We start from the raw sequence: 13,754 nt of genomic DNA, 5'->3' as shown, positions 1-13,754 counted from the left end.
TGGCGCTACGCTTATCCGGCCTACAAATTGGGCCTACAGTCGGAACTGTAGGGCGGATAAGCGTAGCGCCATCCGCCAACTCGTTAAAGATATTCTATTAGTACAGCGCTTTACCGCTGCTGTCTTTCACGTTGGTCTTCCATGCAGCACGAATCTGCTCAACCACGCTGTCCGGCAGGCTGGCGTAATCCAGGTCATTAGCCTGTTTGCCACCATTTTTGTATGCCCAGTCGAAGAATTTCAGCACTTCAACGCCCTGCTCAGGCTTCTTCTGCTCTTTATGGACCAGGATGAAGGTGGTGGAAGTGATTGGCCACGCATCGTCACCTTTCTGGTTAGTCAGATCCTGAGCGAAAGTTTTGCTCCAGTCAGCGCCTTTAGCGGCGTTGGCAAAGTTTTCTTCGGTCGGACTTACCGGTTTACCATCAGCAGAGACCAGCTTGGTGTACGCCAGGTTGTTCTGCTTAGCGTAAGCGTACTCAACGTAACCGATAGAACCCGGCAGACGCTGTACGAACGCGGCGATACCGTCGTTACCTTTACCGCCCAGACCGGTCGGCCAGTTAACGGTAGAGCCGGAACCAATTTTAGATTTCCACTCTTCGTTCACTTTCGCCAGGTAGCTAGTGAAGACGAAGGAAGTACCAGAACCATCAGCGCGACGCACAACGGCGATATTTTGCGAAGGCAGCTTCAGACCTGGGTTCAGTTTGGTGATGGCTTCGTCATCCCACTTCTTAATTTTACCGAGGTAGATGTCGCCCAGCGTTTTACCGTCAAGCACCAGCTCGCCGGATTTCAGTCCAGGGATATTCACCGCCAGCACCACACCGCCGATAACGGTCGGGAACTGGAACAGGCCTTCTTGTGCCAGTTTCTCGTCAGACAGCGGGGCATCAGAAGCGCCGAAATCAACGGTATTGGCCGTAATTTGTTTTACACCACCGGAGGAGCCGATACCCTGGTAGTTTACTTTGCTACCGGTCTCTTTCTGATAGGTATCTGCCCATTTGGCATACACTGGCGCAGGGAAGGTTGCACCTGCACCTGTCAGGCTCGCTGCTGCAAACGCAGAGAACGCGCTCATGGATAAGGTCGCGGCGACAACAGTTGCGACAGTGGTACGCATAACTTTCATAATGTCTCCTGCACGGTTTTCGTAAATCGTTGTTTGAGTTGCTACTGTGAGCAAAATAGGACAAACAGGTGACAGTTAAATGTACGAAATATGACAGTTTTATGACAATGAAAAATACGAGAAGTTATTTACCTAAAAACACATTCAAAACAAAACGTTAACTATTACCATGACAATAACATTTCGCTAAAATTTTCTTTTTATGACACTGCAAACAGTAGCTGAAGATGACGGTTTGTCACATAAAACAGGCGGGATAATTGATTAAAAACAGAACAAGTTTAAAAAAATGCCCCGCTTATAGCAGGGCATTTTCAGTTCAGTTATGTACGGATTACTCTACGGTAACCGACTTCGCCAGGTTACGCGGCTGATCCACGTCGGTGCCTTTAATCAGCGCCACATGATACGCCAGCAACTGCAGCGGAACGGTATAGAAGATCGGTGCAATCACCTCTTCCACATGCGGCATCTCAATGATGTGCATGTTTTCGCTGCTGGTAAAGCCAGCATCCTGGTCAGCAAAGACGTACAGCTGACCGCCACGGGCGCGAACTTCTTCAATGTTGGACTTCAGTTTTTCCAGCAGTTCGTTGTTCGGCGCAACCACGATAACCGGCATATCGGCATCAATCAGCGCCAGCGGACCGTGTTTCAGTTCGCCTGCGGCATAAGCTTCAGCGTGAATATAAGAGATCTCTTTCAGCTTCAGCGCGCCTTCCAGCGCAATCGGGTACTGATCGCCACGGCCCAGGAACAGCGCATGGTGTTTATCAGAGAAACCTTCAGCCAGAGCGGCAATGCGTTTGTCCTGAGACAGCATCTGCTCAATACGGCTCGGCAGCGCCTGCAGACCGTGAACGATTTCCTGCTCAATAGCCACATCCAGGCCTTTCAGACGAGACAGTTTCGCCACCAGCATCAGCAGAACGGTCAGCTGAGTGGTAAATGCTTTCGTGGAGGCCACGCCGATTTCGGTACCGGCATTGGTCATCATCGCCAGGTCGGATTCGCGCACCAGAGAAGAGCCCGGTACGTTACAAATAGCCAGCGAGCCCAGATAGCCCAACTCTTTGGATAAGCGCAGACCCGCCAGGGTATCTGCCGTTTCACCAGACTGGGAAAGGGTGATCATCAGGCTGTTACGACGCACGGCGGATTTGCGATAACGGAATTCGGAAGCAATTTCGACATCACAAGGAATGCCAGCCAGCGATTCAAACCAGTAGCGGGACACCATACCGGAGTTGTACGACGTACCGCAGGCGATAATCTGGATATGCTCAACCTGAGACAGCAACTCGTTGGCATGCGAACCCAGCTCGCTTAAATCCACTTCACCGTGGCTGATACGGCCGGTCAGCGTGTTTTTAATTGCGTTCGGTTGTTCGTAAATCTCTTTCTGCATGTAGTGGCGATAAATACCTTTTTCGCCCGCATCGTATTGCAGATTAGATTCGATATCCTGACGTTTCACTTCCGCGCCAGACTTGTCGAAAATAGAGACCGAACGACGGGTTACTTCCGCGATGTCGCCCTCTTCCAGGAAGATGAAGCGACGGGTTACCGGCAGCAGTGCCAGCTGATCGGAAGCGATAAAGTTCTCACCCATACCCAGACCAATCACCAGCGGGCTGCCAGAACGGGCCGCCAGCAGGGTTTCCGGGTTACGGGTATCCATGATCACCGTGCCGTAGGCACCGCGCAGCTGCGGAATAGTACGCAGCACGGCTTCACGCAGCGTACCACCCTGTTCCAGCTCCCAGTGCACCAGGTGAGCAATCACTTCGGTGTCGGTTTCAGAAACAAAGGTGTAGCCACGCGTTTTCAACAGCTCACGCAGTGGTTCATGGTTTTCAATGATGCCGTTATGCACCACAACAATGTGTTCAGAAACATGGGGATGCGCGTTCGCTTCTGAAGGTTCACCGTGTGTCGCCCAGCGGGTGTGAGCAATACCAGTACCACCATGCAGCGGATGTTCTTCCGCAGCAGCAGTCAGCATCTGCACTTTACCCAGACGACGCAGACGGGTCATGTTGCCTTCAGCATCGACAACGGCCAGACCAGCAGAGTCATAACCACGATATTCCAGACGACGTAAACCTTCGAGAAGGATTTCAGCTACATCACGCTGCGCGATAGCGCCAACAATTCCACACATATTTTTTGATTCCGAATTTAGGCATTAGCCTGTCGTTGTCGGTCAACCTGATACCCGTATTTCGGGCGCCCCGAGCCTTGTAGAGAGTGGGGTTATTTTTATAGGTACTGCTTGTTGAGCGGAGGATTATATTATCCCCTCATCTCTTGTCTGCCTGATGGCGCTCACGCTTATCAGGCCTACAGAACGTCACCGCACGTAGGCCGGATAAGGCAAAGCCGCCATCCGGCAAAAATAAATTACTTCTTCTTCACCGGACGCTGCCAGCCCTGTTTATGGACCTGAGGTACACGGCTTAATACCAATTCGTTATCGGCGACATTACGCGTTACGGTGGTTCCTGCGGCAATCGTCGCACCTTTACCCACGGTGACAGGTGCCACCAGCTGAGTATCAGAACCCACAAACACATCATCACCAATAATGGTTTTAAACTTATTGGCACCATCGTAGTTGCAGGTGATCGTACCCGCGCCGATATTCACATTATCGCCAATTTCCGCATCGCCCAGATAGGTCAAATGACCAGCTTTAGAGCCTTTACCCAGACGCGCTTTTTTCATTTCGACGAAGTTACCCACGTGTGCGCCTTCCTGCAGCTCAGCACCCGGGCGTAGACGCGCGAATGGACCGATGGTGCAAGCGGCTTCCAGATGTGCATCTTCCAACACACTGTACGGGCTAAGCTCACACCCCTCACCAATCACGCTGTTTTTGATGATGCAGCCAGCGCCAATCTTGACGCGATCCCCAACGGTTACGTTACCTTCAATGATAACGTTAGTATCAATTTCAACATCGCGCCCGTGAATCAGCGTACCGCGAAGATCAAAACGTGCAGGATCGCGCAGCATCACGCCCGCCAGCAGCAGTTTTTCTGCCTGCTCGGACTGATACACACGTTCCAGACGGGATAACTGAAGGCGGTTATTTACCCCTTCCGTTTCACTGATTCGTGCCGGATGTACTGCCGCAATTTCACGTCCTTCCTGATACGCCATCGCGATGATATCGGTGATGTAGTATTCACCCTGCACGTTGTTGTTGGTCAGTTTAGACAGCCAACGCTTCATGTCAGCGCCGTTGGCAATCAGAATGCCAGTGTTGATTTCCTGGATTTGACGCTGCTCGTCGGTTGCATCTTTATGCTCAACAATGCCAGTAACTTTGCCGTTATCACGGGTAATACGCCCATAGCCGGATGGGTCGTCCAGTTTTACCGTTAACAAACCGATACCACCCTGCGGTTTAGCTTCACGCAGGCGACGTAAGGTATCGGTAGAGATCAGCGGCACATCGCCATAGAGCATTAAAATGTTTTCGTCATCACTAAAGAATGGCGCCGCCTGCTGCATTGCATGGCCGGTACCCAACTGCTCAGCCTGCAGAACCCAATTCAGATTGCCATCTTTCAGCGTTTGCTTAAGCAGATCGCCACCGTGTCCGTAGACAAGGTGTACATGAGTCGCACCTAATTCATTAGCTGCATCAATGACATGCTGAACCATCGGTTTTCCTGCGAGGGTGTGCAGCACTTTAGGAAGATCGGAATACATACGCGTGCCTTTGCCTGCGGCAAGGATCACAACGCTCATAGCATTATTCAACATACACGTCCTGACTGTAATTTGAGAACGAATTTATACCGTTTCACATTGAAAATACTACATTTTTTTCAGCGTAAAATGGACCGAAGATAAAACGTTCAACAGGGGGGATTCCCCATCTGATAACTCACTATTTTCGTCTATATCTGCGTCTTTTGTCTCCCAAAAACCAGGAGTCTGCTCTTATTAAAGCCTTAGGTTAATGTTTTTGCTATTTTTTTACCGCATGAATAAAGCATTACATCAGCATAGAACGATTTTATTTATGTGATTCAGTGAGAAGCAAAAAAACGGGTTGGGAAAATTGAGGGGAGGAAGGATAGAGAACAAATGATACAGCGAAGGAGGGGGGATTTAATAACGATGACGCTAGCTGATAACCGTATTAAGCTTCGCGCCACAGAGCAGGTAGGGAAAAACTAAAAACTCATATTGCTGAACAGGGCGATGATTTTGTTGATCAATTTCATGTTGGTATCTCTTTTTTATCTGAGTTCATTGTGTGACATGCATCACATAAAAAAGAGTCTACGCCTCATTTTTTAACCAATCAATATTTTTATGATCTAAATCACGAAATAATAAAACTGCTTTTTATTTACATATTTCCTGTAACCAAGCCATAAAAAAAGCCAGCCTGGAAACCAGACTGGCCTTTGTGCTTTTCAAGCCGGTGTTACATCGCTTTTTTGGTCAACTCGATAACGCGCAGTTTCGCGATCGCTTTGGCCAGTTCCGCAGATGCCTGAGCGTAATCCACGTCACCATGAGAGCTCTTAATGTGCTCTTCAGCCTTACGCTTCGCTTCCAGGGCTCTCGCTTCATCGAGATCCTGTCCGCGAATCGCGGTATCAGCCAGTACGGTCACGCTGCCAGGCTGCACTTCAAGAATGCCGCCGGACAGATAGATAAACTCTTCATGACCGAACTGTTTAACGATGCGGATCATACCAGGCTTAATGGCGGTGAGCAGCGGTGCGTGACCCGGGAAAATACCCAGTTCACCTTCACTACCCGTTACCTGGATTTTCTCGACCAGACCAGAGAACATTTGTTGCTCTGCGCTGACGACGTCCAGGTGGTAAGTCATTGCCATATCACCCTCCGATTAAGGCGTTAAAGTTTTTTGGCTTTTTCCACGGCTTCGTCGATAGAACCAACCATGTAGAACGCCTGCTCTGGCAGGTGGTCGTATTCGCCTTCCATGATGCCTTTAAAGCCACGGATGGTGTCTTTCAGGGAAACGTATTTACCCGGAGAACCGGTGAATACTTCCGCAACGAAGAACGGCTGGGACAGGAAGCGCTGGATCTTACGCGCACGTGCTACCACCAGTTTATCTTCTTCAGACAGTTCATCCATACCCAGGATGGCGATGATGTCTTTCAGTTCCTGATAACGCTGCAGCAGGGACTGTACGCCACGCGCGGTGTCGTAGTGTTCCTGACCAACAACCAGCGGATCCAACTGACGGCTGGTGGAGTCCAGCGGGTCAACTGCCGGGTAGATACCCAGAGAAGCGATCTGACGGCTCAGTACCACGGTTGCATCTAAGTGAGCAAAGGTGGTTGCTGGGGACGGGTCAGTCAAGTCATCCGCAGGTACGTATACCGCCTGAACGGAGGTGATAGAACCGGTTTTGGTAGAGGTGATACGTTCCTGAAGAACACCCATCTCTTCCGCCAGGGTCGGCTGGTAGCCTACCGCTGATGGCATACGACCCAGCAGTGCAGATACTTCTGTACCGGCCAGGGTGTAACGGTAGATGTTATCAACGAACAGCAGAACGTCACGACCTTCGTCACGGAACTTCTCAGCCATGGTCAGACCGGTCAGTGCAACGCGCAGACGGTTTCCCGGCGGCTCGTTCATCTGGCCATATACCAGGGACACTTTGTCCAGTACGTTGGAGTCGGTCATTTCGTGGTAGAAGTCGTTACCCTCACGAGTACGTTCACCTACGCCCGCAAACACGGAGTAACCGGAGTGTTCGATCGCGATGTTACGGATCAGCTCCATCATGTTTACGGTTTTACCTACACCCGCACCACCGAACAGACCGACTTTACCGCCCTTAGCGAACGGACACATCAGGTCGATAACTTTGATGCCGGTTTCCAGCAGTTCCTGAGAGCTGGACAGCTCTTCGTAGGAAGGTGCTGCGCGGTGGATAGCCCAACGCTCTTCTTCACCGATATCGCCTTTCATGTCGATCGGGTGACCCAGGACGTTCATGATACGACCCAGGGTTGCTTTACCTACCGGGACTTCGATCGGGTGTTCGAGGTCTTTAACTTCCAGACCACGACGCAGACCGTCGGAAGAACCCATGGCGATGGTACGTACGATACCGCCGCCGAGCTGCTGCTGAACTTCCAGCACCAGGCTCTCTTTACCATTCATAACCTCAAGAGCATCGTACACGCGCGGTACGGCATCCTGAGGGAATTCGACGTCAACCACGGCGCCGATTACCTGGACAATTTTTCCAGTAGCCATCTTGAATCCTCTACGAATTAACCTGGTTATACCGCGGATGCACCACCGACGATTTCGGTGAGTTCCTGAGTAATGCTGGCCTGACGAGCTTTGTTGTATACCAACTGCAGCTCTTTAATCAGGCTGCCGCCATTGTCGGTCGCGGCTTTCATCGCCACCATACGTGCGGCCTGCTCGCTGGCCAGGTTTTCTACCACGCCCTGATAAACCTGAGACTCGACATAACGACGCAGCAAGGTATCCAGCAGCGCTTTCGGGTCTGGCTCATACAGGTAATCCCAGGATTTACGCTTCAATTCATCATCATCTGATGCCGGCAGAGGCAGCAATTGAGTGATGGTTGGCGTCTGAGACATGGTGTTAATAAATTTGTTGCTGACAACGTACAGTTTGTCCAGACGACCTTCGTCGTAGGCCTGCAGCATCACTTTAACCGGACCGATCAGTTCGGACAGGGAAGGGTTATCCCCCATGCCGGTTACCTGAGCGATCACGTTTCCGCCAACGGAGTTAAAGAAAGACACGCCCTTAGAGCCGATCATTGCGATATCGCACTGAACGCCTTTATCGGACCATGTTTTCATATCCGCCAGCAGCTTTTTGAACAGGTTAATGTTCAAGCCACCGCACAGACCACGGTCGGTCGACACCACCAGGTAGCCCACGCGTTTAACGTCGCGTTCTTCCAGGTAAGGGTGCTTATATTCCAGATTACCATTCGCAAGGTGACCAATCACTTTGCGCATGGTCTCTGCATAAGGACGGCTGGCCGCCATGCGATCCTGCGATTTACGCATTTTGGAAGCGGCGACCATCTCCATCGCTTTAGTGATCTTCTGCGTGTTCTGGACGCTTGCGATCTTACTACGTATCTCTTTTGCGCCGGCCATGAGCTTCTCCTCAATGCCTTGCGGTCCGCCCTAAAGCAGACCGCCAGACGTTACCAGGACTGGGTTGCCTTGAAGGAATCGAGGATAGCTTTCAGCTTGCCTTCGATTTCATCGTTATAGCCACCGGACTGGTTGATCTCTTGCATCAGCGGAGCGTGGTCACGGTCAACGTAAGCCAGCAGAGCGGCTTCGAAGCTACCGATTTTCGCCAGTTCCACATCTTCGAGGTAACCGCGTTCAGCCGCAAACAGCACCACACCCTGCTGTGCAACAGACATTGGCGCATACTGTTTCTGCTTCAGCAGTTCAGTTACTTTCTGACCATGGCTCAGCTGCTTACGAGTAGCTTCATCCAGGTCGGAAGCGAACTGAGAAAACGCTGCCAGTTCACGATACTGTGCCAGAGCGGTACGAATACCACCGGACAGTTTCTTGATGATCTTGGTCTGCGCTGCACCACCAACACGAGATACGGAGATACCCGGGTTAACTGCCGGACGAATACCGGAGTTAAACAGGTTGGTTTCCAGGAAGATCTGACCATCGGTAATGGAAATTACGTTGGTCGGAACGAACGCAGAAACGTCACCCGCCTGGGTTTCGATAATCGGCAGAGCGGTCAGGGAGCCGGTTTTACCTTTAACTTCACCATTGGTGAACTTCTCAACGTATTCCGCGTTTACGCGGGATGCGCGTTCCAGCAGACGAGAGTGGAGGTAAAATACGTCGCCCGGGAATGCTTCACGTCCTGGCGGACGACGCAGCAGCAGGGAAACCTGACGGTAAGCAACGGCCTGTTTAGACAGGTCATCGTAAACGATCAGTGCATCTTCACCGCGGTCACGGAAGTATTCGCCCATTGCGCAACCGGCATATGGTGCCAGGTATTGCAGTGCAGCAGATTCAGACGCGGTCGCCACAACAACGATGGTGTTGGACAATGCGCCGTGTTCTTCCAGTTTACGAACCACGTTAGAAATGGTGGACGCTTTCTGGCCGATAGCCACGTACACACATTTGATGCCGGAATCACGCTGGTTGATGATGGCATCGATTGCCATCGCAGTTTTACCTGTCTGACGGTCACCGATGATCAGCTCACGCTGGCCACGACCGATTGGGATCATGGCATCAACAGATTTATAACCGGTCTGTACTGGCTGATCGACGGACTGACGTTCGATTACGCCTGGTGCGATAACTTCGATTGGCGAGAAGCCATCGTTATCAACCGGACCTTTACCGTCAATCGGGGAACCCAGAGTGTTCACCACACGCCCCAGCAGGCCACGGCCAACCGGAACTTCCAGAATACGACCCGTACACTTAACCTTCATGCCTTCGGCGAGGTCAGCGTATGGACCCATCACAACTGCACCTACGGAGTCGCGCTCCAGGTTCAGTGCGATAGCGTAACGGTTACCCGGCAGGGAAATCATCTCACCCTGCATACAATCGGCCAGGCCGTGAATGCGGATAACACCGTCACTTACAGAAACAATAGTACCTTCGTTATGAGCTTCGCTCACAACACTGAACTGAGCAATGCGCTGCTTGATCAGTTCGCTGATTTCGGTGGAATTCAGTTGCATGCTCCAGTCCCCTTAAGACTGCAAGACGTCTGCAAGGCGCTCAAGACGGCCGCGTACGCTGCCATCAATGACCATATCACCCGCTCGGATGATTACGCCTGCCATTACAGACTTATCGATTTTGCAATTCAGCTTAACTTTGCGTGACAGACGTTTTTCCATCGCAGCACTAATCTTCGTAAGCTGTTCATCACTCAGTGCATTGGCAGAAGTGACTTCTACCTCAGAGATAGCCTCACTGGCTGCACGCAGGTGAATAAACTGCTCAAGAACATCCGGGAGCGCATTCAGACGGTTATTTTCAGCCATAACCCTAATCAGGTTTTGGCCGCTTTCGTCCAGCTGCTCACCGCACACGGCGATAAACGACTCAGCGAGCGTTTCCGGCGCCAGCGCGCCAGAGAGAAGCTCTGCCATTTGTTCGTTTTTTGTCACCTCAGCGGCGAACGTCAACATATCCTGCCAACGGTCAATGCTTTGGTGCTCAACGGCAAAGTCAAAAGCTGCTTTGGCGTAGGGGCGAGCTACCGTAATAAATTCAGACATCAGCCCCTCCCTCCTTACAGTTCAGCGACAAGTTTGTCCACGATGTCGCTATTAGCAGCTTCATCCACGGAACGTTCGATGATCTTCTCGGCGCCAGCAACAGCCAGGATAGCAACTTGCTTACGCAGCTCTTCGCGAGCACGTTTACGCTCGGCGTCAATTTCCGCCTGCGCCTGTGCCACGATTTTAGTACGTTCCTGCTCTGCTTCAGTTTTAGCTTCGTCCAGGATCTGAGCACGGCGTTTGTTCGCCTGCTCGATGATTACCTGAGCTTCCGCCTTCGCTTTTTTCAGCTGGTCGGTCGCGCTGGCCTTTGCAAGGTCAAGATCCTTATGTGCTCGTTCTGCAGAAGCAAGGCCGTCAGCAATTTCTTTTTGACGTTTTTCGATGGCAGCCATTAATGGCGGCCATACGTACTTCATGCAGAACAGAACGAACAGGACAAACGCGATGGCCTGGCCGAGGATTGTTGCGTTAAGATTCACAGCACAATGCCTCTATCTAGTTAACGTTCTGATATTGCTCTTAATTCAAGCAACGCTTACTACGCGACAGCAAACATCACGTACAGACCCAGACCTACAGCGATCATTGGGATTGCATCCACCAGACCCATAACGATAAAGAACTGAGTACGCAGCAGAGGAATCAGATCCGGTTGACGCGCTGCGCCTTCCAGGAATTTACCCCCGAGGATGCCGATACCGATCGCAGCACCGATTGCCGCCAGACCCATCATCACAGCGGCAGCAATGTACAGCAGATCCATATTCAGGTTTTCCATGACAGTCTCCAGTTTGTTTCAGTTAAAACGTAGTAGTGTTGGTAAATTAATGCTCTTCAGATGCCATCGACAGATAGACAATCGTCAGAACCATAAATATGAAGGCTTGCAGCGTGATAATCAGTATGTGGAAAATGGCCCAAGGCACATTCAGGATCCACTGTGACCACCACGGCAACAGACCAGCAATCAGAATGAAAATCAGCTCACCGGCATACATGTTGCCGAACAGTCGCAGACCAAGAGAGATTGGTTTGGACAGCAGGCTTACCCCTTCAAGGATTAAGTTGACAGGGATGAACGCCCAGTGATTGAACGGCTGCAGCGTCAACTCTTTCGCGAAGCCACCGATGCCTTTCATTTTGATGCTGTAGAACAGAATGAGGATAAATACGCCCAGCGCCATCGACAGGGTGATGTTCACGTCAGCAGACGGAACCACACGCAGAGCCGGTAGGCCAAAGATATGCTCACCGATGTACGGCAGCAGGTCGATAGGCAGCAAATCCATCAAGTTCATCAGGAATACCCAGACGAAAATCGTCAGGGCCAGCGGAGCAATCAGCTTGCTTTTGCCATGGTACATGTCTTTCACGCTACCATGCACAAAGCCGATTACCAGCTCAATCGCGGTCTGAAATTTACCTGGTACGCCGCTGGTCGCCTTTTTGGCTACGCTACGGAACATAAGCAGGAACAACAGACCCAGAACCACCGAGAAGAAAATGGAGTCAATATTGAGCGTCCAGAAGGTGGCTGGGGGGTTGTGCGGATCCACCAGCGAGAATGTACGTAGGTCCAACTGAAGGTTATTCAGATGGTGTCCTATGTAATCCTGCGGCGTCATATTTTCTGAAGCCATGATGCCTTTACCCTTTGTTGTTAATTACAGCCGGCGCCAGTATCTGAACCACCAGCACCAAAACCCACGTAACGATCAGCGGCATGAATACCGCTTTCAAAACAGCCAACGCCACCACCAACAACACCAGCATCGCTAACACCTTGAAGGCTTCGCCGAAAGCGAACGACCAGGCTACTCGGCCCTTCGCTGGTGTATGTACCTGGTGACGCCAGGCAAATATCATAAACAACACATTAGGCAGTAACACTGCCAATCCTCCACACAAAGCGGAGATGCCCCAGAAAGGGTCTTTGAGGCTAAACAGCAATCCACTTGCTATTACAACCAGAAGCTGTGTGAGCAAAAGCTTACGAGCAACGTTTCGACTCAAGAGCGACATAGACATCACGTTTTTACTCCTGCTCCCTTCGAGGTATGCCGCGTGTCGTATAAAACGTTCTTTATGGCTTAGAGTCAAGCATCAAAAAGCGGACAAATTATACGGTGCGCCTTCGTGATTTCAAACAATAAGTAGCTAAAAAGTGAATAAATGTTTAAATATTTTTCGCTGCCCCACATTTATTACTTTTAGGCAAACTGTGAACGATCATGCAAAACTGCAAATGCCGCGAAAACACTGGCGTCAAAGCGTGCACCAGATCACATATTGAACATATTCACCTTCGCATAATTTATTTACGTGGCAATTGATGCCTTTTCATCTTTTTGATATTTAAGCGTAAAAATAGCCACTATTTCAAAAACAACGCCTAACAACAAAAAAACCGCTCATTGACATTTATAATAAAAAATTAACACGAGCGGTGATTCTTACGTTCTATTTTTAGCAGACTGATATTTTCACAGCTGACTTGTTTCGCTTTTAACAAAAAACGGTACGTTATAGTTATGATGCAAAACCGTAAGACACTAGTGAAATGTAACGACATTTAACCACACTATTACCTATGACTTTTAACACCTGAAAAGCCGTTTTTTCTCTATTTTTTTTGATAAAAATTAAATTTTGTTTGGCTTAATAACCACCAAATGACGTTCACCATCCAACTGCGGAACGCGTAATTTTTCGACGGACTCAACGCTGAATTCTGCTGGCAGCGAATCAATTTCATCTGCAGGCAACTGCCCTTTTAGCGCATAAAAACGCCCATTCTGGCCCGGCAAATGGTGACACCAGCTCACCATATCATTGAGTGAAGCGAAAGCACGGCTAATCACCCCATCAAACGGCGGTTCTGAAGGAAATTCTTCAACACGGCTTTGCACTGGAGTGATGTTAGTAAGCGCAAGCTCATGCTGCACCTGACGCAAGAAACGAACACGTTTTCCCAGGCTATCGAGCAGTGTGAAATGCGCTTCTGGACGCACGATAGAGAGCGGAATTCCCGGCAGGCCCGGTCCCGTACCTACATCGATAAAACGCTCACCCTTCAGATACGGTGCAACGACAATGCTGTCCAGAATATGGCGCACCAGCATTTCGTTTGGATCCCGCACCGACGTCAGGTTGTAGGCTTTGTTCCATTTGTGCAGCATATCGACATACGCAATCAGCTGATTTTTCTGGTGATCGGTAAGAGAAATACCGGCATCAGCCAGCAGACGAGAGAGTTTGTTGAGCACGGTCGTTACCTGTTAATAATCAAATGCCCGATGCGCTTTCGCTTAT

The 13,754-nt window shown here is 50.4% G+C and carries 13 protein-coding genes; all 13 read right to left on the bottom strand.

All coding sequences use genetic code 11. The features are described from left to right. Positions 1–97: 97 nt before the first annotated feature. Complete coding sequence (gene pstS, locus OGY08_RS09750; RefSeq protein ID WP_003827033.1) at positions 98–1,138, bottom strand: phosphate ABC transporter substrate-binding protein PstS; 1,041 nt, start codon at positions 1,136–1,138, stop codon at positions 98–100. A 334-nt stretch (positions 1,139–1,472) separates the two neighbouring features. Then, a complete protein-coding gene (gene glmS / locus OGY08_RS09745; protein ID WP_003827031.1) occupies positions 1,473–3,302 on the bottom strand; it encodes a glutamine--fructose-6-phosphate transaminase (isomerizing) in 1,830 nt (609 codons plus the stop codon). 239 nt (positions 3,303–3,541) lie between these two features. Continuing rightward, entirely contained in the window at positions 3,542–4,912 is a 1,371-nt protein-coding gene (gene glmU / locus OGY08_RS09740; protein ID WP_125363081.1) for a bifunctional UDP-N-acetylglucosamine diphosphorylase/glucosamine-1-phosphate N-acetyltransferase GlmU, read from the bottom strand. Positions 4,913–5,585: 673 nt separating this feature from the next. Continuing rightward, positions 5,586–6,005 carry a F0F1 ATP synthase subunit epsilon gene (locus OGY08_RS09735; RefSeq protein ID WP_003023809.1) on the bottom strand — a complete coding sequence of 140 codons (420 nt, stop codon included), beginning with the start codon at positions 6,003–6,005 and terminating at the stop codon, positions 5,586–5,588. A gap of 20 nt (positions 6,006–6,025) precedes the next feature. Next, the gene (gene atpD, locus OGY08_RS09730) at positions 6,026–7,408 is read right to left on the bottom strand and encodes a F0F1 ATP synthase subunit beta (protein WP_003023806.1); all 1,383 of its coding nucleotides are present in this window, start codon (positions 7,406–7,408) and stop codon (positions 6,026–6,028) included. Positions 7,409–7,434: 26 nt separating this feature from the next. Further along, the gene (gene atpG / locus OGY08_RS09725) at positions 7,435–8,298 is read right to left on the bottom strand and encodes a F0F1 ATP synthase subunit gamma (protein ID WP_006687765.1); all 864 of its coding nucleotides are present in this window, start codon (positions 8,296–8,298) and stop codon (positions 7,435–7,437) included. A 50-nt stretch (positions 8,299–8,348) separates the two neighbouring features. After that, a complete protein-coding gene (gene atpA, locus OGY08_RS09720; RefSeq protein WP_003827026.1) occupies positions 8,349–9,890 on the bottom strand; it encodes a F0F1 ATP synthase subunit alpha in 1,542 nt (513 codons plus the stop codon). Between the two features lie 12 nt (positions 9,891–9,902). Beyond that, on the bottom strand, positions 9,903–10,436 hold the full coding sequence (gene atpH, locus OGY08_RS09715) for a F0F1 ATP synthase subunit delta (RefSeq protein WP_003827024.1): 534 nt from the start codon (positions 10,434–10,436) through the stop codon (positions 9,903–9,905). Between the two features lie 14 nt (positions 10,437–10,450). Then, positions 10,451–10,921, bottom strand: coding sequence for a F0F1 ATP synthase subunit B (gene atpF, locus OGY08_RS09710; RefSeq protein WP_003827022.1), 471 nt, complete (start codon positions 10,919–10,921; stop codon positions 10,451–10,453). A 59-nt stretch (positions 10,922–10,980) separates the two neighbouring features. After that, complete coding sequence (gene atpE, locus OGY08_RS09705) at positions 10,981–11,220, bottom strand: F0F1 ATP synthase subunit C (protein WP_003023794.1); 240 nt, start codon at positions 11,218–11,220, stop codon at positions 10,981–10,983. A 46-nt stretch (positions 11,221–11,266) separates the two neighbouring features. Next, the gene (gene atpB / locus OGY08_RS09700; RefSeq protein WP_003023792.1) at positions 11,267–12,082 is read right to left on the bottom strand and encodes a F0F1 ATP synthase subunit A; all 816 of its coding nucleotides are present in this window, start codon (positions 12,080–12,082) and stop codon (positions 11,267–11,269) included. A gap of 7 nt (positions 12,083–12,089) precedes the next feature. Then, positions 12,090–12,470 (bottom strand): F0F1 ATP synthase subunit I, encoded by a 381-nt coding sequence (gene atpI / locus OGY08_RS09695; protein WP_003827019.1) that lies wholly within the window; start codon positions 12,468–12,470, stop codon positions 12,090–12,092. A gap of 614 nt (positions 12,471–13,084) precedes the next feature. Next, entirely contained in the window at positions 13,085–13,708 is a 624-nt protein-coding gene (gene rsmG, locus OGY08_RS09690; RefSeq protein ID WP_003827017.1) for a 16S rRNA (guanine(527)-N(7))-methyltransferase RsmG, read from the bottom strand. Positions 13,709–13,754 lie beyond the last annotated feature (46 nt).

Source organism: Citrobacter sp. Cpo069 (genome assembly GCF_030332785.1).
Lineage (GTDB): Bacteria > Pseudomonadota > Gammaproteobacteria > Enterobacterales > Enterobacteriaceae > Citrobacter > Citrobacter portucalensis.
Note: the sequence above shows the minus strand (reverse complement) of the source record. Positions and strands in the feature narration are given on the sequence as shown.